Source organism: Spirillospora sp. NPDC048911 (genome assembly GCF_043198015.1).
Lineage (GTDB): Bacteria > Actinomycetota > Actinomycetes > Streptosporangiales > Streptosporangiaceae > Spirillospora.
The window spans coordinates 310,894-331,807 of record NZ_JBICUD010000001.1 but is presented as its reverse complement, the minus strand read 5'-3'; the positions used below and the strand labels follow the sequence as shown (position 1 = coordinate 331,807).

Genomic DNA, 20,914 nt, shown 5'->3' with positions numbered 1-20,914 from the left:
ATGTCGTTCGAGAACGGGCTGTGATATCCGTCACGATCTTTCCGTCCATGGCGTCCGGTGTGATCCGCCGGTAGCGAAATCGGGTGTTCGTGGTGGGTTGCGCCTGGTTACCAGCGGGTAGCATGATGGTGAGTTACTGACCAGTACGTTGAGCGGGGTCGCGCGGCGCCGCAGGATCTGATGACGGAGTGTTCAGACGATGGGGCACTACAAGAGCAACCTCCGGGACCTGGAGTTCAACCTCTTCGAGGTGTTCGGCCGCCAGGACCTGCTCGGCAGCGGACCCTACGCGGAGCTGGACGAGGACACCGTGCGGAGCATCCTGGACGAGGTCAACCGCCTCGCCGAGGGCCCGCTGGCCGACTCGTTCGAGGACGCCGACCGCAACCCGCCGACGTTCGACCCGGCGACCGGCGACGTGACGATGCCGGAGAGCTTCAAGAAGTCCTTCAAGACGTGGATGGACGCCGAGTGGTACCGCGTCGACCTCGCTCCCGAGTTCGGCGGTACCGGCGCGCCCCGCAGCCTCACCTGGGCGATCGCCGAGCAGGTGCTGGGCGCCAACCCCGCCGTCTACATGTTCTCCTCGGGCCCCGGCTTCGCCCACATCCTGTGGAACATCGGCACCCCCGAGCAGAGGAAGTTCGCCGAGCTGGCGCTGGAGCGCCAGTGGGGCGCCACGATGGTGCTGACCGAGCCGGACGCCGGCTCCGACGTGGGCGCCGGCCGCGCCAAGGCCGTCCAGCAGCCCGACGGCACCTGGCACATCGAGGGTGTCAAGCGCTTCATCACCTCGGCCGAGCACGACATGTCCGAGAACATCTTCCACCTGGTGCTGGCCCGTCCCGAGGGCGCCGGCCCCGGCACCAAGGGCCTGTCGATGTTCCTGGTGCCCAAGTACCTGGTGGACGTCGAGACCGGTGAGCTGGGCGAGCGCAACGGCGCCTACGTCACCAACGTCGAGAAGAAGATGGGCCTCAAGGTCTCCACGACCTGCGAGCTCACCTTCGGCGAGAAGCACCCGGCCATCGGCTACCTCGTGGGCGACGTGCACGAGGGCATCAAGCAGATGTTCATGGTCATCGAGTACGCCCGGATGATGGTGGGCACCAAGGCCATCGCCACCCTCTCCACCGGCTACCTCAACGCGCTGGAGTACGCCAAGGAGCGGGTGCAGGGCGCCGACCTCACCCAGATGACCGACAAGACCGCGCCGCGGGTGACCATCACCCACCACCCCGACGTCCGGCGCAGCCTGCTGACCCAGAAGGCCTACGCCGAGGGCATGCGGGCGCTGGTCCTGCTGACCGCCTCCTACCAGGACGCGGTGCAGATCGCCGAGCACGAGGGCCGCAAGGACGAGCTCGCCGAGAAGATCAACGACCTGCTGCTGCCGATCGTGAAGGGCTTCGGCTCCGAACGCGCCTACCAGCTGCTGGGCCACGAGTCGCTGCAGACCCTGGGCGGCTCCGGCTTCCTGCAGGAGTACCCGATCGAGCAGTACATCCGGGACTCCAAGATCGACACCCTGTACGAGGGCACCACGGCCATCCAGGGCATGGACCTGTTCTTCCGGAAGATCCTCCGGGACAACGGCGAGGGCCTCAAGCACCTGGCCGGCCAGATCCAGGCGTTCGCGGCGAGCGACGCCGGCAACGGCCGCCTCAAGAACGAGCGGGCGCTGCTGGGCAAGGCGCTGGAGGACGTCCAGGGCATCCTCGACCCGATGATCGGCTGGGCTCTCGGCTCCATGGAGAACCCGAAGGAGCTCTACAAGGTCGGCCTCAACAGCAGCCGCCTCCTGCTCTCCCTCGGCGACCTGGTCGTGGGCTGGCTGCTGCTCCGCCAGGCCGAGATCGCCCTCGGCAGGCTGGCCGGCGGCGACATCTCCGACACCGACAAGAACTTCTACACCGGCAAGGTGGCCGCCGCGCAGTTCTTCGCGCAGACCGTGCTGCCGAAGATCGCCGCCGAGCGCGCGATCACCGAGACCACCACGCTCGACGTGATGGACCTGCCGGAAGAGGCCTTCTAGCACCCACGCCACTCCGTCTCCCGCGGACTGGATGAGGCGGCCCCCGTCACCCCTGTGGTGGCGGGGGCCGCTCGCTTCTTCGGAACGCGGGCGGTCACTAGGGTTGGGCGGTACCGTCGGCGCCTCCCACCGAACGGAGAACTCGATGTCGGCCCGCAGGCTGTCACCCTCTCCGCAGCTGCTTCCCGCCCCCCGTCACAGGGACAAGCTGCGGTTGGCCGCTCCGCTCGCCCTCCCGCTCGCCGGGGTCGTGCTCGTGGCCGCGGGCTGTACGGATTCGGGGCCGACGCAGAGGGCGGAGCCACCGCTCGCCAAGCCCGGGGCCTCGTCGGTGCCCACGCAGCCGCCACCCGGCGCGGGCCTCGTCAAGGAGGGCTGGTTCGGCGGCGGGGACGCGCTGCACGCCAGGGTCGAGATCAGGGGGGTCGAACGGCAGGGCGCCAAGTCCGTGCTCAGGCTCAGCGTCACCTCGCTGGACGGCGCGGCCAAGTCGATGGCGTTCCCCATTCCGCTGCTCGACCCGGTCGCCCGGCGGCTGTACCGCCCGGTCAGTCCCAACACGGCCGTGCAGTTCCAGCCGAACGTGGCGCGCGAGGTCGCCGCCGAATACCCGGCGATCCCGCAGAGCGTCGAGAAGGTCACCGCGCTCACCCCGGGCACCGCAGGGGAGTACACCGGCGTCCCGGTCACCGGCGTCGTGGCGTCGCCCGCCGCGGACGCCCGGCCCGACGCGGCCAACCCGGTCGATCTCTACGACATCACCGAGGGCGAGACCAGGGACGTCACGTCCAGCGGGTCGGACGTGACGGTCAACCTGCGCACCGATGTGCTCTTCGCGACCGGCTCGGCCAAGCTGTCCGACCGTGCCAAGGCGGTGCTCGACCAGGCGGCGCAGGAGATCAAGGCCAAGGCCGACCCGGCGAAGCCGCTGACCATCACCGGCCACACCGACAGCAAGGGCGCCGACGACGACAACCTCAAGCTCTCCCGCGAACGTGCCGAAGCCGTGGCCAAGGAGCTGAAGACCCGGCTCGGCGAGAGCTACCGGTCCACGACCGAGGGCAAGGGCGAGACGGCCCTGATCGCGAAGGAGGGCGCCAAGGACGACGCCCAGGCCCGTTCCCGCAACCGCCGGGTGGAGATCTCCTACGTCGTCAAGCAGGAGACGCAGGGCGCGACCACGAGTGCGACGGCCTCAGCATCCGCCTCAGCCTCAGCCTCAGCATCCGCCTCCGCCAGCAGCCGCGGCGGTACGGGCGGCACTGTGCGGCCCGCGACCTTCCGGGCGCAGGACGGCAAGACCGTGGCCAGCCGTTACGGGCGCTTCGGGACGGAGAAGCGACGGCTGGACGTCAAGCCGTTCTACCGGGACGGCGCGTACATCGTGGCGGTGTTCGACCTGGTGAGCGAGGGGCCGGGAACGACACCGGCGAACGCGGCCTATCCGCACAAGGACTACCCCGGCGGCGCGTTCACGTCGTTCTCCATCGTCGGCGCGAACGGCAAGGACGTCTATCGCGCGGTGCGCGTGGGCCAGCCCGCCGGTGAGGCGACCGTGTACGTCGACCCCGGCCGCGCCACGTTCCGCACGGCGCAGAACCAGCCGAGCCGCGCGTTCGTCTACATCCCCGCCCCGCCCGGCAGCCTCACCACGGTCGTCTTCGACGGCGGGCCCTTCGGCAAGGTCGACAACGTGCCCGTCCGGTAGCCGCCGCGATGCGGCGATCAAATCGGGTGTGATGACCGAGCCGAGCGGATAATTAAAAAGCACGACAACGGATCGTCTGGCGGAGGTCACATGGGTGTCGGCGTCAGTGTTTTCACGATCACGCTCGGACTGATCCTCAAGTTCGCGATCAGGTCGGACGCGATGAAGGATCCGGTCGACATCCATGTGATCGGGGTCATCCTGATCATTGTCGGCGGGGTCTCGTTCGCGTTGCAGCTGCTGATGATGGTGCGGATGCAGCAACGCAGCGAGCGTAATCCCGAGGGCAACCGCGACCGCCTCTACAACGGGGACAACCCGCCCCCGGTCTGATCGACGCGGTACCGGACGCCCCCGGCCGCCCGCGCGCGGCGGCCGAGGGTGTCCGTACGTCCGCCAGGCGGTCAGCGGCCGCCGGTGCCGGTCGACCAGAGCGGGGTGCGGCCCTTGAGGAGCACGACGTTGCCGTCGTTCTGCACGGAGAGGTAGGCGCCCGGGCGGTGGCCCGGGTTGATCGCCCAGAGCACCTTGCGTCCCTTGTAGGTCACGAGGTTGCCGTCCTTCTGCATGAGCGTGAAGGCGCCCGGGTGGCCTCCCTGGGCGTTGTGCCACAGAACCTTGCGTCCCTTGTAGAGGACCAGGTTGCCGTCATGCTGCTGCGCGAGCATGTACTTGCGGTTGGGCGAGACGACGATCTGCCCGGGGCTGAGACGGTGCGGCGCGAAGAGCATGCCGATGTACATGTGGCGCGACCAGATCGCCTTGCGCCCCTTGTAGAGCACGAGGTTGCCGTCGTTCTGCACCGCCAGGAACGCGCCGGGGTAGCGGCCCGGGTTGACCGCCCAGAGCGGCTTGCGGCCCTTGTAGACGACGAGGTTGCCGTCCTTCTGCATGGCGGTGAAGGCGCCCTTGTGCCCGGCCGTGATCGAGCTCCAGAGCGCCTTGCGGCCCTTGTAGAGGACGAGGTTGCCGTCCTTCTGCTGGATCAGCCGGTACTTGCCGTTCCGGGACTTGCGGTACTGCCCGGGTTTGAGGATCTGGCCGGGCTTGAGCAGATCCCCGGCCGCGCGGGTCGCCTGGGCGGCGGGGGCCGCCGTCGTCCCGGCCTGCGCGGCGACGGTGCCGGCGACCAGCGGCGCGACGACGATGCCCGTGGCCGTGGCCACCACGGCGAGGCGCATTTTGTTCATGAAGGTCTCCCTTGACTCACAAGAAACGATGAACTCGTCCGGTCTCGGACGTCACATCAGATGCCGCCGTGATCGATCAGGTTCCACTCCGAAACGTGACGAGGGCCGCCCCGGTGGAGTCCGGGACGGCCCTCGCTACCGAGCGATCAGCTCCAGGCGAGCATGCGCATCGGGTCTTCGAGCATGTCACCGATGTCCCGCAGCACCCGCGAGCCGAGCTCGCCGTCGATGATGCGGTGGTCGAACGACAGCGCGAGCGTGGAGACCTTGCGGATCGCCAGCTCGCCCTCGTGCACCCACGGCATGTCCCTGATCTGCCCGAACGCGAGGATGGCCGCCTCGCCCGGGGTGATGATCGGGGTGCCGGTGTCGATGCCGAAGACACCGATGTTGGTGATCGTGAACGTTCCGCCGGAGAGGTCGGCGGGGGACGCCTTGCCCGCCCGCGCGGTCTCGATCAGCCCGTTCAGCGCTTTGGCGAGTTCGGGCAGCGACAGGTCCTGCGCCTCCTTGAGGTTGGGGACCAGAAGCCCGCGCGGGGTGGCGGCCGCGATGCCGAGGTTCACGTAGTTCTTGACCACGATCTCGGCGCCGGAGTCGCCTTCGGCCCAGGACGCGTTGGCGCCCGGGTTGCGGCGCAGGGCGGTGAGCACGGCCTTCGCGGCGAGCAGCAGCGGCGAGACCTTGACGTCCGCGAACTCGGGGAGCTCGCGGAGCCGCCGGACGGTCTCCATCGTGCGGGTCACGTCGATCTGGAGGAACTCGGTGACGTGCGGCGCGGTGAACGCCGAGCCGACCATGGCCGTGGCCGTGGCCTTGCGCACGCCCTTGACCGGGATCCGTTCCTCGCGCACGCCCGGAGCCGTGGCCGTCGCCGGAACGGCAGCCGGAGCCGGAGCTTCGGCGGTGAGGGCCGACTGGACGTCCTCGCGGGTGATGGAACCGCGCGGCCCCGATCCGATGAGGGTGGTCAGGTCGACCCCGAGGTCCTTGGCCATCTTACGTACGGGAGGCTTGGCCAGCGTCCGTTTATCCACAGGCTGTGGATGGCTGGCCACCTCGTCCCGTACGGGCTGAGGCGTGCGCTTGGCAGGCGCCGCCGGAGCCGCTGCCGGGGCGGCGGAGGGCTTGCGCGCGCGACGCTTGGTGGCGCCGGGCTTCACCCCGTATCCCACCAGCACCGGCTGCCGCTTCGGCTCGTCCGGCGCGACCATCCCCGGCTCCTCGACCCGCGGGACCATGTCCTGCTTCAGGGCCGCGGACTGCGCCGGAGGCTCGGACACGGGCGTCGAGACCGCGGCCGAGGGGGGTTCCTCGCCCTCCGCGGCCACGTCCACCGAGATGATCGGCACGCCCACGTCCACCGTCTCGCCCTCGGTGACCATGAGCTCGGCCACCACGCCCTCGAAGGGGCAGGGCAGCTCGACGATCGCCTTGGCGGTCTCGATCTCGACGATGGTCTGGTTGACCTCGACCTGGTCGCCGGGCTGCACATGCCACTTGACGATCTCGGCCTCGGTCAGGCCCTCGCCCACGTCGGGCAGCTTGAACTGCTTGCGGTCGGTCATCGGGGTCACCAGGCGAAGGTCCGGTCGACCGCGTCGAGGATGCGGTCGAGGTCGGGCAGGTAGTGGTCCTCGAGGCGGGACGGCGGGTACGGGGTCGAGAAACCGCCGACCCGCAGCACCGGCGCCTCCAGCCGGTAGAAGCACCGTTCGGTGATGCGCGCGGCCAGCTCGGCGCCGTAGCCGGAGAAGACCGGGGCCTCGTGCACGACCACGCAGCGGCCGGTCCGGTCGACCGACTCGGTGACGGTGCCGATGTCGAGGGGGTTGAGCGACCGCAGGTCGATGACCTCCAGCGAACGCCCCTCCTCGGCGGCCGCCGCGGCGGCCTCCAGGCAGGTCTTCACCGACGGCCCGTACGCGAGGACGGTCACGTGCTCGCCCGGGGCGACCACGCGCGCGTCGTGCAGCGGGCGCCAGCCGTCGGGGGCCGCCTCGACGTCCACCGGGGCCTTGTCCCAGTAGCGGCGCTTGGGCTCGAAGAAGATCACCGGGTCCGGCGAGGCGATCGCCTGCTGGATCATCGTGTACGCGTCGGCGGAGTTGGAGCACGCCACCACGCGCAGCCCGGCGGTGTGGGTGAAGTAGTTCTCGGGCGACTCGGAGTGGTGCTCGACCGCGCCGATGCCGCCGCCGCACGGAATGCGGATCACGACGGGCAGTTGCAGGGCGCCCAGCGACCGCATGTGCATCTTGGCGAGCTGCGTGATGATCTGGTCGGCGGCGGGGAACACGAAGCCGTCGAACTGGATCTCCACGACCGGCCGGTAGCCGCGCAGGGCCAGCCCGATCGCGGTGCCGACGATGCCCGACTCGGCCAGCGGGGTGTCGATGACCCGCTCCTCGCCGAAGTCCTTCTGCAGGCCGTCCGTCACCCGGAACACGCCGCCGAGCTTGCCCACGTCCTCGCCCATGACGAGGACCTTGGGGTCGTTCTCCATGGCCTTGCGCATGCCCTCGTTGAGCGCCTTGGCCAGCGGCAGGTCCTTCGCCGGCTTCGTCTCCGTCGACTGCGTCACGACGACACCCCCTCAAAGGTCTCCAGGTAGGCGGCGAACTGCTCTTGCTCCTCGGTCATGAGCGGGTGCTGGTCGGCGTACACGTGCTCGAACATGGCCAGCGGCCCCGGGTCGGGCAGCGCCAGGCAGGCCTTGCGCAGCTCGGTGGCGAACTTCTTGGCCTCGGCGTCGAGGTCCTCGAAGAACGAGGCGTCCGCGAGGTCGTTGCGGACGAGGTACGCCTTGACCCGCTCGATCGGGTCCTTGAGCTTCCACGCCTCTTCCTCGGCCTTGAGCCGGTAGCGCGTGGGGTCGTCGGTCGTGGTGTGGGCGCCCATCCGGTAGGTGTAGGCCTCGACGAGCGTGGGGCCCTGCCCGGTGCGGGCCGCCTCCAGCGCCTTGCGGGTCACCGCCAGGCAGGCGAACACGTCGTTGCCGTCCACCCGCAGCCCGGGGAAGCCGTAGCCCTGTGCGCGCTTGTAGAGCGGGATGCGGGACTGCTTCTCCAGGGGCTCGGAGATGGCCCACTGGTTGTTCTGGCAGAAGAAAACCACGGGCGCGTTGAAGACCGAGGCGAAGACGAACGACTCGTTCACGTCGCCCTGGGAGGTCGCACCGTCGCCGAAGTAGGCGATGGTGGCGCCGGCCTTGTCGGTGCCGAGCACACCGTCGCGCTGGATGCCCATCGCGTAGCCGGTGGCGTGGAGGGTCTGGCTGCCGATGACGATCGTGTAGAGGTGGAAACCGTGCTCGGCCGGGTCCCAGCCGCCGTGGTTGACGCCGCGGAACAGGCCCAGCAGGTTGAGGGGCTCGACGTCGCGGCACCAGGCGACGCCGTGCTCGCGGTAGGTCGGGAAGACCATGTCGTTGGCCGTGAGGGCCCGGCCGGAGCCGATCTGAGCGGCCTCCTGGCCCAGCAGCGAGGCCCAGATGCCGAGCTCTCCCTGGCGGGTGAGCGCCACCGCCTCCAGGTCGATGCGGCGGGTGATCACCAGATCGCGGTACAGGCCGCGGACCTCGTCGGGGGTGAGGTCCAGGGGGTAGTCCGGGTGCTCGACGCGCTCGCCCTCGGGGGTGAGCAGCTGGACGAGCTCGGTCCGGTCGTGATCCGACAGGGCGGGCTCGGGGGTGTCGGGCGCGCCGCGCACGGAGTCAATCGTCATCGATGACACTCCTCGTTCGGGGCCGGTACGCGGGATCGCCGCGATCCGACCGGCGTCAGTGACATGCGTCCCCAGGTAGGGGGACGAAATGCCGCTAATGCCATCGTGGCAGACATCACACCCAGGGACGCAAGTCCCCGATTACCGCTCTCCCTACCCAGCGGGAGGCGCGACCCACCGGATTCCCTGCGTGGCTTGGGCTGCCGGGCCTCCGGTGCGGCGAGTCAGCTTTTCGCGAACGCGGCGACCGGCGCGGGCCTCCGTGGGAGCCGACGCGGGCTTCCTGGGGGAGTCGGCGCGGGCTTCCTGGGGGAGCCGCGGACCTTCTCGGCGAGCTCGGCGAGCGTTCATTCGCGGGAGAGGGAGCGGGTGGCGCCCGCGGCGACGGTCAGGCCGAGGATGAAGCCCGAGACCACCAGGAGGTTGGCGATCCACTGGTAGACGCCCTCGGGCGAATACACCCGTTCCTGGCCGAGGTCGCCGATCGGCAACAACAGGTCGAGGGTGTAGAAGAACGCGTTGAAGTGCGGCTTGTCGTCGGAGTTCAGGACGTCAGGCTGGTGCAGGGAGAAGACGATCGTTCCGAGCGCGAGCAGCCCGACCAGCCAGCTGGCGGCACGGAACGGCCGGTAGCCGTAGCCGACCAGCACGTCCTGGGCCCAGCCGACGATCTTGCGGGGCGGGCCCTGGGTCTTGCGGCGGTCGCGGGCCTTGGCCAGCAGGACCGTCCGGCCGTCGGCGTCCAGCCCGAGCGTCCGGTAGGCCTGGGCGAGCCGCTCGTACGGCTGGGGCGCGTAGCCGTCGGTGTCGCGGCGAAGCCAGTCCAGCCGTTCGCGGGCGGTCATCGGCGGGTCGAGCGTCTCGTACTGCAGGCCGTCCAGCTGCAACCGGGCCGCCCAGGTCTTCTTGTCGTCGCGCAGCAGGCCGATCTTGGCGTACGACAGGTCGGTGGTGCCCTCGATCGGCTCCGCCGGGGTGAGCAGGACCTCCTCGGCCTGGAGCCGCTGGAGGCTCAGGGCCGTTCCGGAGGGGTTCTTGAATTTCGCCCCGCGCAGGCTGAGCTGGCCGTTGACGTGGGCGCCCGCGAAGCTGACCGTGCCGTCGGCCGAGAAATTGTCGGAACAGTAGACGTCGGTCTCCACTGAGAGGTCGTCGGCGTTCAGCGCGGTCCGTTCCGGATGCGAGAGGTCGGCGCCGACGAACGACAGGTAGCCCCCGACGCGGGCGCCGCGCAGCCGGATCTCGCCCTGGGCCGAGAACCCGCCGTCGCAGAACACGTTGGCCGCCACGTCGAGGCGGCTCGCGTACAGAGCGGCCCCGGACGGGTTGTGCAGCCGGGCCTTCCGGAAGATCAGCTGACCGCCGACATGGGCGCCGGGGAGCCGCACCTCGCCGTTGGCCATGAAGTCGCGGTCGCAGTAGACGTTCGCGTCGACGGTGAGGCGGTCGGCCAGCAGCGCGTCCCCGCCCGGGTTGATCAGGTGGACGCCCGACATGTTGAGGATGCCGGTGATGTGCGCCCCGTCCAGCCACAGCCCGTTGGCGACGCGGCTGCCCTCCAGCCACAGGTGCCCGTCGATCCGCGTGCCGGAGGCGACCAGGCCGGGCAGGCGGCAGCGCATCATGTGGACGCTGTTCATGTTCGCCCAGTAGAGGTGCGGCGGCTCGTCGAACGAGCAGCCGGTCAGGGCCAGCGGCACGGTCACCTCGGCGTGCCCGAGGTTGAGGGCGCCGGTGATCCGCGCGCCCGTCAGCCGGACGGCCGCGACCTGCCCGGGCTCCTGGCCGACGGCGCCGGCGAGCAGCGCGACCAGCACCTCGGCGCGGACGAGCCGCTCCGGTCCCCAGTGCTCGCAGAAGGCGGGATCGTTCTGCGACGGATCGACGCTGGACAGGTCGACGGACTCGCCGCGCGGGAACGCCTCCCAGAGACGGCGCTCCTGCGGTGACAGCTCCTCGATGTTCACGGGACGGCTCCGTTGCGACGAAGGGTGGAGATCTGGGCGGTCATGGTGTGGCTGGGTCTGGCTGCGGGCTGGGTCTGGCGACGGGCTAGGTTGATGGGCTGCAAGAGGTAATGGTGCCGTACGCTTCAGCCGTACGGGAAAGCGCAGATCAGTGAGGGGGCGGTCGTGGCGCGTGTCGTCGTCGACGTCATGCTCAAGCCGGAGATCCTCGACCCGCAGGGGCAGGCGATCGCCAGGAAGCTCCCGCAGATGGGGTTCGACGGTGTCGTGGGCGTCCGGCAGGGCAAGCGGTTCGAGCTGGAGCTCGACGGGCCCGCGGACGAGGCCGCGCTCGAGCGGGCGAACAAGATCGCCGAGACTCTGCTGGCCAATCCGGTCATCGAGAGTTACGAGGTCCGCGTTCTCTGAGGTTCGCGTTCACCAGGGCGATAAGAGACGTCACCGAGTGTGCGCGCGACAGTAGTCACTCCGTGAATGACCGGGAAATTCGCGGAGTGGTGCGAGTGTGATGATTGACACACTCTTGGTGCGTTCCAAAAGGTCTAGACCTTAAGCCGGAAATCCCGAAATCCTCGCGTCTTCGAGCATCGACATCCGGGGTTCATAGGAAAGACCCGGCACTGTAACGATTACGGAAGTAATCGCCGGGGAAGTGTTAGCTGCGTCGAGTCGTCCATGCGACCCGCACGGGGGTCGGCCAGGGGAGCGCCTGGAAATGACACGAGGTGGCCGGTGGACATGAAGTTCTCCCTCGCGCTACCCCGCGAGGCACTCAGCATCCCAGTGATTCGCCGTGTCCTCGGCGACGCGCTGCGTGGCCTCGGCGTTTCCGACGAGTGCGTCGCGGATATCCTCGTCGCCACTTCGGAAGCGTGCACGAATGTGATCCAGCACGCGCACTCCAGCGGAAATTACGAAGTGGTCGGCTGTGTCGACGACGACGCCTGCGTTCTTAAGATCATGGATTGGGGACGTGGCCTCCGAAGGACCCGCGCCGAAGAGGACCGCGGACTGTTGAGTGAATCGGGCCGCGGGATATTGATCATGCGGGCCCTGGTGGACGAGATCGACATCGAGTCCGTTCCCGACGCCGGCACGGTCGTTCACCTGCAGAAGCGCCTGACCTGGCGCGATGAGGCACTGATCCGCCGCCTCGAGCGGCAGCTCATGCACAGCGCCGGGTAGATTGGTACGCGCGCGGGGGGATCCAGGCGCGCATCGCGAGGCGGGGCGGGCTCCCGCCAGGGCCGAGACCGGCGGGCAGTGCCGCCTGTCCCGGCCGCCCTCACTTCGGAGGAACAGAAGAGATGGACGCTGCCCGGGTAGGGGTCATCACCTTCCCTGGTTCGCTTGACGACCGGGATGCCGCACGGGCCGTACGACTCGCCGGGGCCGAGCCGGTGCCGTTGTGGCACGCCGACCACGATCTGCAGGGCGTCGACGCCGTCGTCCTTCCCGGCGGGTTCTCCTACGGGGACTACCTGCGGGCGGGGGCGATCTCGCGGTTCGCGCCGATCATGACGGAGCTGGTGGCCGCCGCGGGCGACGGCCTGCCGGTCCTCGGCATCTGCAACGGCTTCCAGGTGCTGTGCGAGTCGCATCTGCTGCCGGGCGCCCTGCTGCCCAACGCCGGCCTGCACTTCGTCTGCCGCGACCAGCGGCTGAAGGTGGAGAACGCCGACACCTCCTGGACCGCCGAATACCGCGAGGGCCAGGAGCTCGTCATCCCCATCAAGAACCGGGACGGCCGCTTCACCGCCGACCCCCATGTCGTCACCGAGCTGGAGGAGAGCGGCCGGGTCGTCGCGCGCTACCTCGACGTGAACCCCAACGGCTCGCTCAACGACATCGCCGGCATCAGCAACGAGGCCGGCAACGTGGTCGGTCTCATGCCCCACCCCGAGCACGCCGTGGAGTCCCTGACCGGCCCGTCCACCGACGGGCTCGGCTTCTTCACCTCGATCGTCAAGAGACTGGTCAACGCATGAGTGAGCAGCCGTGGCGCGGCGTCGCCTGGACCGAGGAGCGCCGGGAGCGCAGCGACCAGAGCGACGAGGGAAGGCGGCGCCAGAAAGCGCCGCGGAAGCGAATGGACAGCACAGCATGAGTGAGCAGCCGCCCAACACGCCCGGCGCCTCGCAGGGACGTCCCCGTTCGCGGGAGGACGAGCCGAGCCTCGAGTGGCTCGCCGACCTCAAGTCGGACGCCGACGATCCCGAGTTGCAGCCCGTCGACCCCTCGGTCACCCAGGCCTTCGAGGCCCTCGCCGAGGAGGCCGAGGCGGAGGCCGCGGCCGGCACCGGTCCCCTTCCGGCCGTGTCTCCCGGCGAGGGGAGCCCGGTCCCGCAGGGCATCCCGATCCCGCCGGTGCAGCCGTCCGTCGAGCCCACCCCCGAGGCCGTCCAGACGTTCTCCCAGGCCGCCGCCGAGAGCGGCGACGTGACGCCCCCTGCCGAGCCCGTACAGGCCGGAGACGAGGCTCGCGCCGCCAAGCCTGGTCAGAGCCCTGCCGAGCCCGGAAAGCCCGCTCAGAGCCCTGCAGAGCCTCTCCAGGAGCCCGCAACGGCCCAGGGGTCGGCTGCTGGAGCGCCGGCCGAGCCGAAGCCCACCGTCGACACGCCCGCTGGCGACACGTCCGACAGCAACGCGCCCTCCGGTGAAGCACTCGCAGGCGACGCCCTCGCCGCGCTGACCGGCCTCGCCAACGCCGAGCCGCCGAGGCCCGCCGCTGAGCAGGCCAGGTCCACTGCCGAGCAGGCCAGGCCCGCCACGCCGCGGGTCAGGCCGGCCACGGAGGCCGAGGCGCAGGCCGACGCGGCCCTGGTCGCCGCCGCCACGACCGAGGAGACCGCCGTCCCGGTCGCCGCCACGGGCGAGCAGCCCGCTGTGCGCGAGCCCGCGGCGATGACCCCGCCCGTCGTGCACGAGACCGACACCGTCGCCATCGCGGCGGCGACGCCCGACCGGCCGCAGCCGTTCGCCGAGCTCGGCATGAAGGACGAGGAGTACCAGCGGGTCCGGGCCATCCTGGGCCGCCGTCCCACCTCGGCCGAGCTGGCGATCTACTCGGTCATGTGGAGCGAGCACTGCTCCTACAAGAGCTCCAAGGTGCACCTGCGCCAGTTCGGCGACAAGGCGCCCCAGACCGAGGCGCTGCTGGTCGGCATGGGCGAGAACGCCGGTGTCGTCGACATCGGCCACGGCTGGGCGGTCACCTTCAAGGTCGAGTCGCACAACCACCCGTCCTACGTCGAGCCCTACCAGGGCGCGGCCACCGGCGTCGGCGGCATCGTCCGCGACATCATGTCGATGGGCGCCCGGCCGGTCGCCGTCATGGACTCGCTGCGCTTCGGCCCGGCCGACGCGGCCGACACCCACCGGGTGCTGCCCGGCGTGGTGGCGGGCGTCGGCGGCTACGGCAACTCGCTCGGCCTGCCCAACATCGGCGGCGAGACCGTCTTCGACGCCTGCTACGCGCAGAACCCCCTCGTCAACGCCCTGTGCGTGGGCGTGCTCAAGCACGACGAGATCAAGCGCGCCATCGCGCCCGGCCCGGGCAACCGGGTGATCCTGTTCGGTGCCGGCACCGGCCCCGACGGCATCGGCGGCGCCTCCGTGCTCGCCTCCGCGACGTTCGACGAGGAGTCGCAGGCCAAGCGGCCCTCGGTCCAGGTCGGCGACCCGTTCATGGAGAAGCTCCTGATCGAGTGCTGCCTGGAGCTGTTCCGCGAGGACCTCGTGGTCGGCATCCAGGACCTCGGCGCCGCGGGCGTCTCCTGCGCCACCACCGAGCTCGCCGCGGCCGGCACCGGCGGCATGCACGTCGAGCTCGACACCGTCCCGCTGCGCGACGCGACGCTGCTCCCCGAGGAGATCCTCATGAGCGAGTCGCAGGAGCGCATGATGGCGGTCGTGTCGCCCGACAAGGTCGACCGGTTCATGGAGATCTGCGGCCGGTGGGAGATCCCCGCCACCGTGATCGGCGCGGTCACCGACACCGGCCGCCTGGTGATGACCTGGCGCGGCGAGACGATCGTCGACATCCCGCCGGGCACCGCCGCCGACGAGGGGCCGGTCTACGAGCGGCCGTACGCGCCGCCCGCCGACCTCGGCTCGCTCCAGGCCGACACGCCCGGCCGCCTGACCCGTCCGGCCAACGCCGACGACCTGCGCAACACCGTCCTGTGGCTCGCGGGATCGCCCAACCTCGCCAGCAAGACCTGGGTGACCTCGCAGTACGACCGGTACGTCCTGGGCAACACCGTCCTGGCCATGCCAGAGGACGCGGGCGTCGTCCGCATCGACGACGAGAGCGGTCTGGGCATCGCCCTGTCCCTCGACGGCAACGGCCGATACACCCGCCTCGACCCCTATTCCGGCGCCCAGCTCGCACTCTCCGAGGCCTACCGCAACGTCGCGTCCACCGGCGCCCGCCCCCTGGCGGTCACCAACTGCCTCAACTTCGGGTCCCCCGAAGACCCCGGCGTCATGTGGCAGTTCGCCCGCGCGGTCGAGGGCCTGGCCGACGCCTGCCAGTACCTGGGCGTCCCGGTCACCGGCGGCAACGTGTCGTTCTACAACCAGACCGGCACCACCCCGATCAACCCGACCCCGGTCATCGGCGTCCTGGGCGTCCACGACGACGTCCGCCGCAGGGTGAACATGTCGTTCACCTCCGAGGGCAACACCATCGCCCTCCTCGGCGAGACCCGCGAGGAGTTCGGCGGCTCCGAATGGGCCCACGTGGTCTACGACCACCTGGGCGGCCTGCCGCCCCTGGTCGACCTGAAGGCCGAGGCCGCGCTGGCCTCCGTCCTGGTCAATGCCGCCCGCGAGGGCCTCCTGACGGCCTCGCACGACCTCTCCGACGGCGGCCTGTCCCAGACCCTCGTCGAGTCCTGCCTGCGCGGCGGCCTGGGCGCCCAGATCACGCTGCCGGGCGACCCCTTCGTGTCCCTGTTCAGCGAGTCCGTCGCCCGCGCCGTCGTGGCGATCCGCCCCGGCGGCGAAGCCCGCCTGGCGGTCCTCTGCGAGCAGGCCGGCGTCCCGGTCACCCAGATCGGCGTCACCGGCGGCGACGCCCTCACCATCTCCCAGGCGGACGCACAGGAGCTGTTCTCCGTCCCCCTAGCCGAACTACGCGAAGCCCACGAACGCACCCTCCCCAGCTACGCCGACTAACCCACCCACATCACCCACGCGTGCGCCCGGCCACGTCAGTGGCCGGGCGCACGCGTATTTTTTGGTGGTATCAGCAAAAGGGCGGTTTCTCGTGGCTCGATCAGGGCATGAAGTGTGACGTTTAGTAGTTACTCACTCACATAGTGTGATTGGAGTGTGTTGTGAAACGTCTCCTCATGCCGGTGGCCGCCTGCGCTGTCGCGGCGAGCGCCGTGCTGGCCGGGGCCGGGACCGCGAACGCCCGGAACGGCGTCTCTGACTGGGACTGCGTCCACAAGGGCGGCTCGGTGATGCCCGTCGGCGACGACTACGTCTGCTACGGCGGGTACTTCAACGGCGAGCCGGTCTACAAGCACCACAAGAAGTACTGGCACGGCGACAAGTACTGGCCCAAGAAGCACGACTGGAACAACGGCAACTGGCACGACGGCAACTGGCACGACGGCAACTGGCACCACGGTGGCTGGGGCGACCACGACGGCTGGGGCGACGACGACTAGGCGTCGACCAGCGTGAGGGTGGTGCCGGGCGGCCTTCTGGCCCCCGGCACCACTGTCTAGAAGACCGAGATGTGCACGTGGTCGTAGTGGTTGGCGGTCACGCCGCCTCGGTCGCTCATCGAGTTCCAGCCAGGGCTGCGCATGTCGTAGATGCGCTGGCGCCAGATCACGTACTTGACGCCGAGCTTGCTCGCGTTGGCGATGGCGTACGCGGCGGTGCGGTCGCCCAGGGTCTGGGCGCTGCCGCCGGCCATCCGGCCGCCGGTGGTGACCATGAAGTCGCAGGCGTGGCCCGTGCCGTGGTCCTGCGGGTCGCCGGTGGAACGGACGCAGCCGATGGTCGGGTAGGGGCCGAACTCGGTGTCCAGGATGTCGTGGACCTTCTTCATGCGGGGGGTGACCCCGTTCATCCCGGAGCTGGGCGACTCGGGCTTGTACTTCTTCAGGAGCTCCTTGACCCGGGCCTTCTCCTTGACCAGGTCCCTGATCTGCTTCTCCAGCTGCTTGATCTTGCCCTGCGCCTCGATGCGGGCCTTCTCCTGCTGGGTGACCAGTTGCTGGATCTGCTGGACCTTGGCTGCCTGGTTCTGGGCCACGTGGCTGACCAGGGAGGCGTTGTTGAGGTACGTGGACGGGTCGTCGCTGGCCAGCACGGCCACGGAGGGGTCGGCGCCGCCCGTCATGTACTGGGTGGCGGCGATCTGCGCGACCAGCCCGCGCGCCACGACCAGATCCTGCTTGAGGTCCTTGGCCTTCTGCAGGGCCTCCTTGACCTCGTGCTGGGTGTCCTTGAGCTTGGCCAGGTCGCCGCCGTACGCCTTGTCCAGCTTCTCGATCTGTTTGTTCAGCTTGGTCACGCGGCCGGTGTCGCCGGGGTCGGCCTGCGCCGACGGGCCGGTGACCGTGGCGCCCGCCACGAGTGGCACGACGCCGGCGACGGCCACGAGGGCCAGCCGTGCGCGGCGCCAGCGAGTCGACGTGGGGCTGTCCACGTATCTCCTCTCCTCGATCGCCTGCCGGGTTAGCTGACGGGTTCGGGCCGGGAGTCAGCCCTATCGGGTCCGCTGGATGCGGATCCGGATTCACCCCGGTCGGGTCCGCCCAGGGACGAGCCTGGAGCGTCCGACATGTGGGTCCCCGGTTCCCGCGTGGCATGTCGCGGGATTCGGCGGGTCCGGCCGGCTCGCTCGTCGAGCCGAGGCGCGTCACCGACCGGATGCCAATGAACTGTAAGGAACCTCGCCAAGATTAAACCCCTGGCGGGGGTGTGGCGCCTGCCGGTCCCGCCTGCAGACCGCCACGTGGGAGCCGGGCCATCCTACGGGACCAGGTTCACAGCTTCGCCTTGAACAGAAGCTTGTTGGGAGTGCCAGTGGGAAGACCCTTGAGGCGTCCAGAGACGGCGTTGGTCTTCAGCCACTTTTCGACCGCCGCGAAGTTCGCCTTGCGGTGGCTGGTGAGGTAGAGAACGGCCACGCCGGCCACGTGCGGGGAAGCCATCGAGGTGCCGTCGAGGACCTCGCGCCCGTTGTTCGGGAAGGTGGAGGGCACTCCCACACCCGGGGCATGGATGTCCACGCACTTGCCGTAGTTGGAGAAGCCCGCCCGGCCGTCGCGCGGGCCGCTCGCGCCCACGGTCACGACCCCGGCGGCGCCCGCGGGCGAGGTGTTGCAGGCCGGCTTGTTGTCGTTGCCGGCCGCGACGGCGACGAAGACACCGGACTTGGAGAGTGCGGCGACGGCGGTGTTGAGCGCCGCCGACTTGGGCCCGCCGACGGAGATGTTGGCCACGGCGGGCTTCGCCGCGTTCGTACGGAGCCAGCGGACGGCGGCGACCACGTTCGACATCGGGCCGGTGCCGTCGCAGCCGAGGACGCGGAGGGCGCGGAGCTTGACCTGCTTGGCCACGCCGTATCGCTGGGAGCCGATGATGCCCGCCACGTGGGTGCCGTGACCGTTGCAGTCGGCGCCGTCGGCGTACTGGGCGGCCTTCCAGACGATCGAGGCGCGGCCCTGGAACTGCGGGTGCTTCACGTCGATGCCGGTGTCGATGACGTAGGCGTTCACACCGCGGCCCATGGAGCTGTAGGTGTACGACTTGGAGAGCGGCAGCTTGCGCTGGTCGATGCGGTCGAGCCCCCAGGGGAGGGGCGAACGTTGCGTGCCGCCGGCGACCTTCACGATCTGGTCCTGCTCGATCGCGGCGACGCGGCTGTCCCGGCGGAGCTTGTCCAGCTGGGAGGCGTCGAGCTTGGCCGCGAAGCCGTTGAGCACGCCGTCGAAGCGTTCGACCGAGGAGGCCTTCACCTGCTGCGCGGCGGCGGCCGTCGAGGCGCCGTCCTTCAGCGTGACGATGTACTTGCCGGGGATCGGCGTGCCTTCGGCGGCGGTGACCTGAACGAGGGCCGCGGGGTCGGGGTCGGCGGCGAGCACGGGGAACGCGGCGGCGGCGCCGACGCAGGACACGATCGAGCCGGTGATCAGCAGCCTTCGGGGGACAGCCCGCACGAGGGACTCCTTCTGTCGCGGCCACGAGCGGGGGCCCGGGCGGGGCGACCATGATCCAGGGGGAACCGACAGAGGGGTACCTTATTGGATCTCTGGCGATATCTGCAGCTAGAACAGACAATTCGGTCGAGCCGGGTCGGGTACGGACGAGATCGGCTCTTCTCGATCGGCTCCTCTTGGGCTGATCAGCTGATCTCGATCTTGATCAGCTCTTCCTGAGCTTGCCCTGATAGCCCGGCTGGGCGTTCGGCGCGTGCATCCACACGTACTGCAGCGTGCCGTCGGACTGGCGCACCACCCGCACGTTGCCGCTCGTGCAGGGCTTGGCCACGGTCAGCGACATCTCCAGCCGCTGCGTGGTGCCGCTGGTCAGGGCGAGCGTGCCGACGCAGTTGTTGAGCCGCGCCTGCGCGACCTTGCCCCCCGCCTGGAACGTCACCTGGATCGGGAACGTGGCCGAGCTCTTGGAGTTGACGGCGGTGCCCTTCCACGTGCCCGCGAAGACGGCGGGGATCGTCGACACCGGGCGGTCGTCGTTCGCCGGCCGGGCCTGCGGCTGATCGTCGTCGGAACCGCCGTTCAGCTGGGGCCACAGGACCAGCGCGATGATCGCGATGCCGACCAGGACGCCGATGGTCAGGGACGCCGCGACACCGAGCACATGGTTGTCGGGACGCCGGAGCTTCGGCATCCACGGCAACCGCGGCAGCCGGGACCCCTGGGAGACCGGCGGAGCCGCAAGCACCTGCGTGTGCTGCCGGTGGTAGCCCTCCGGAAGCTGCTGGGCGCCGGTGTCCATGCCGGGGATGAGATGCGGCGTCCGTCCCGAGGGCTCGGCGGGAGCCGGGCCGGACGCCGGAGGAGGCGGCGGCGGTCCGGCCGGGCCGGCCGTGGGAAGGGCCGGGAGTGCGGGCATGGCCTGGGTGGCCTCGTCGGTCCGCGTGCTCTCCACCGGACGAGGGGGCGTCCGCTCGCTGCGGGCGGCGTGCCGGTCGCGGGACGCGGACTCAGGTCTTGTGACCTCCATCTCATTTCGCACGGTGACCGGAACGGAGATCGGCGGCCGCACCGAGATGGCGGGCTGGGGACGCGTCGCGGGAGCACCGAGCGGCGCCAGGCCGGGGACCGGCGAACCGCCGTCGGCGAGCGCGCGGCCCTCGGTCACCATCGGGTCCGGCAGCCGATCGGCCAGCGTCCCCTCCTCGCCGAGCAGGCGGTCGAGAACCTCGCCCGCGGACGGCCGGTCCTCCGGCTCCTTGGCCAGCGCGGCGCTCACCACGTCGCGCAGGGACGCGGGCAGCGCGGAGAGGTCGGGCTCGTCGTAGACGATGCGCTGCATCACCTCGGACTGGGAGTCGTCCCCGAACGGGGCCGAGCCGGTCACCGCGAACAGCAGCGTGGCCCCCCAGGCGAAGATGTCCGCGGCCGGGCCGATGCCCACCCCGCGGAGCTGCTCCGGCGACTTGTAGGAGGGGTCGTCGGTGACGCGGCCGGTCGGCGCGGCGGTGACCGCCTCCAGCGCCCGCGCGACACCGAGATCGGTGACCCGGGGCCCGTCCTTGCCGAGCAGGACGTTGCCGGGCTTGAAGTCGTGGTGCACCGAGCCGGCGCGGTGCGCCGCCGCGAGGGCGATCGCCATGCCGGCCGCCAGCCGTTCGGTCACCGCGGCGCCGCGCGGGCCCTCCTCGGCGACCAGCTGGTGCAGGGACGGGCCGGCGACGTACTCGCTCACCACGTACGGGCGGTCGCTCTCGACATCGGCGTCGATGATCGCGGCCGTGCAGAAGCCGCTGACCCGCTGGGCCGCGGCGAAGGCGCCGGCGAACCGGGACCGCGCGGCGGGCTCGCCGCTCAGCCGCAGGTGCAGCAGCTTCACCGCGACGGTGCCGCCCGCCGGGCTGCGGCCCAGGAAGACGGCGCCCTGTTCGCCCACGCCAAGCCGGCCGGTGATCTCGTAATCGCCGAGACGCCGTGGATCACCGGGCTGCAGGGGCAGCGCGTCGGCCATCTAACGAACCTCCGTGTCCTCCCGCCGGGACCTCGTCCCGGCCGGCCCCCCGAACCTTGCTCTTCGCCCCCGCGTTGGCAACCGGTCCTTT

The 20,914-nt window shown here is 70.2% G+C and carries 16 protein-coding genes and 1 riboswitch; of the genes, 8 read left to right on the top strand and 8 right to left on the bottom strand.

Annotation, left to right across the window (positions count from 1 at the left end):
* Positions 1 to 199: 199 nt before the first annotated feature.
* From ACGFNU_RS01540 to ACGFNU_RS01530, 3 genes are all read left to right on the top strand, one after another.
* Positions 200 to 2,035 carry an acyl-CoA dehydrogenase gene (locus ACGFNU_RS01540; protein ID WP_392589270.1) on the top strand — a complete coding sequence of 612 codons (1,836 nt, stop codon included), beginning with the start codon at positions 200 to 202 and terminating at the stop codon, positions 2,033 to 2,035.
* 145 nt (positions 2,036 to 2,180) lie between these two features.
* Positions 2,181 to 3,743, top strand: a complete 1,563-nt coding sequence (locus ACGFNU_RS01535; protein WP_392589269.1) for an OmpA family protein — start codon at positions 2,181 to 2,183, stop codon at positions 3,741 to 3,743.
* A 90-nt stretch (positions 3,744 to 3,833) separates the two neighbouring features.
* Positions 3,834 to 4,076 carry a DUF6458 family protein gene (locus tag ACGFNU_RS01530; protein WP_392589268.1) on the top strand — a complete coding sequence of 81 codons (243 nt, stop codon included), beginning with the start codon at positions 3,834 to 3,836 and terminating at the stop codon, positions 4,074 to 4,076.
* Positions 4,077 to 4,147: 71 nt separating this feature from the next.
* Here the strand turns inward: ACGFNU_RS01530 and ACGFNU_RS01525 are convergent, their stop codons facing one another.
* The 5 genes from ACGFNU_RS01525 to ACGFNU_RS01505 form a co-directional block, all read right to left on the bottom strand.
* The gene (locus ACGFNU_RS01525) at positions 4,148 to 4,933 is read right to left on the bottom strand and encodes a hypothetical protein (protein WP_392589267.1); all 786 of its coding nucleotides are present in this window, start codon (positions 4,931 to 4,933) and stop codon (positions 4,148 to 4,150) included.
* Between the two features lie 146 nt (positions 4,934 to 5,079).
* Positions 5,080 to 6,501, bottom strand: coding sequence for a dihydrolipoamide acetyltransferase family protein (locus ACGFNU_RS01520; RefSeq protein WP_392590971.1), 1,422 nt, complete (start codon positions 6,499 to 6,501; stop codon positions 5,080 to 5,082).
* Between the two features lie 5 nt (positions 6,502 to 6,506).
* Positions 6,507 to 7,517, bottom strand: a complete 1,011-nt coding sequence (locus tag ACGFNU_RS01515) for an alpha-ketoacid dehydrogenase subunit beta (RefSeq protein WP_392589266.1) — start codon at positions 7,515 to 7,517, stop codon at positions 6,507 to 6,509.
* Positions 7,514 to 8,659 (bottom strand): pyruvate dehydrogenase (acetyl-transferring) E1 component subunit alpha, encoded by a 1,146-nt coding sequence (pdhA, locus tag ACGFNU_RS01510; RefSeq protein WP_392589265.1) that lies wholly within the window; start codon positions 8,657 to 8,659, stop codon positions 7,514 to 7,516. Before pdhA ends, ACGFNU_RS01515 begins: the two co-directional genes overlap by 4 nt.
* 347 nt (positions 8,660 to 9,006) lie before the next feature.
* Positions 9,007 to 10,626 (bottom strand): hypothetical protein, encoded by a 1,620-nt coding sequence (locus tag ACGFNU_RS01505; protein WP_392589264.1) that lies wholly within the window; start codon positions 10,624 to 10,626, stop codon positions 9,007 to 9,009.
* Positions 10,627 to 10,791: 165 nt separating this feature from the next.
* Between ACGFNU_RS01505 and purS the strand changes: the two genes are divergently transcribed.
* The 5 genes from purS to ACGFNU_RS01480 all read left to right on the top strand — a co-directional run bounded on the left by purS (position 10,792) and on the right by ACGFNU_RS01480 (position 16,307).
* Positions 10,792 to 11,034, top strand: a complete 243-nt coding sequence (gene purS, locus ACGFNU_RS01500; protein WP_392589263.1) for a phosphoribosylformylglycinamidine synthase subunit PurS — start codon at positions 10,792 to 10,794, stop codon at positions 11,032 to 11,034.
* Between the two features lie 330 nt (positions 11,035 to 11,364).
* A complete protein-coding gene (locus ACGFNU_RS01495; RefSeq protein ID WP_392590970.1) occupies positions 11,365 to 11,811 on the top strand; it encodes an ATP-binding protein in 447 nt (148 codons plus the stop codon).
* A gap of 122 nt (positions 11,812 to 11,933) precedes the next feature.
* Positions 11,934 to 12,614, top strand: a complete 681-nt coding sequence (gene purQ, locus ACGFNU_RS01490) for a phosphoribosylformylglycinamidine synthase subunit PurQ (RefSeq protein ID WP_392589262.1) — start codon at positions 11,934 to 11,936, stop codon at positions 12,612 to 12,614.
* A gap of 916 nt (positions 12,615 to 13,530) precedes the next feature.
* On the top strand, positions 13,531 to 15,807 hold the full coding sequence (purL, locus tag ACGFNU_RS01485; protein WP_392590968.1) for a phosphoribosylformylglycinamidine synthase subunit PurL: 2,277 nt from the start codon (positions 13,531 to 13,533) through the stop codon (positions 15,805 to 15,807).
* 161 nt (positions 15,808 to 15,968) lie between these two features.
* Positions 15,969 to 16,307: a hypothetical protein gene (locus tag ACGFNU_RS01480; RefSeq protein WP_392589261.1), complete on the top strand. Its 339-nt coding sequence runs from the start codon at positions 15,969 to 15,971 to the stop codon at positions 16,305 to 16,307.
* Positions 16,308 to 16,363: 56 nt separating this feature from the next.
* Here ACGFNU_RS01480 and ACGFNU_RS01475 read toward each other — a convergent pair whose 3' ends face one another.
* The 3 genes from ACGFNU_RS01475 to ACGFNU_RS01465 all read right to left on the bottom strand — a co-directional run bounded on the left by ACGFNU_RS01475 (position 16,364) and on the right by ACGFNU_RS01465 (position 20,823).
* Positions 16,364 to 17,299 carry a coiled-coil domain-containing protein gene (locus ACGFNU_RS01475; RefSeq protein WP_392589260.1) on the bottom strand — a complete coding sequence of 312 codons (936 nt, stop codon included), beginning with the start codon at positions 17,297 to 17,299 and terminating at the stop codon, positions 16,364 to 16,366.
* A gap of 2 nt (positions 17,300 to 17,301) precedes the next feature.
* A riboswitch (cyclic di-AMP (ydaO/yuaA leader) is annotated at positions 17,302 to 17,488 on the bottom strand.
* A gap of 151 nt (positions 17,489 to 17,639) precedes the next feature.
* On the bottom strand, positions 17,640 to 18,815 hold the full coding sequence (locus ACGFNU_RS01470) for a S8 family peptidase (RefSeq protein ID WP_392589259.1): 1,176 nt from the start codon (positions 18,813 to 18,815) through the stop codon (positions 17,640 to 17,642).
* Between the two features lie 205 nt (positions 18,816 to 19,020).
* The gene (locus tag ACGFNU_RS01465; protein WP_392589258.1) at positions 19,021 to 20,823 is read right to left on the bottom strand and encodes a serine/threonine protein kinase; all 1,803 of its coding nucleotides are present in this window, start codon (positions 20,821 to 20,823) and stop codon (positions 19,021 to 19,023) included.
* Between the last annotated feature and the right edge of the window lie 91 nt (positions 20,824 to 20,914).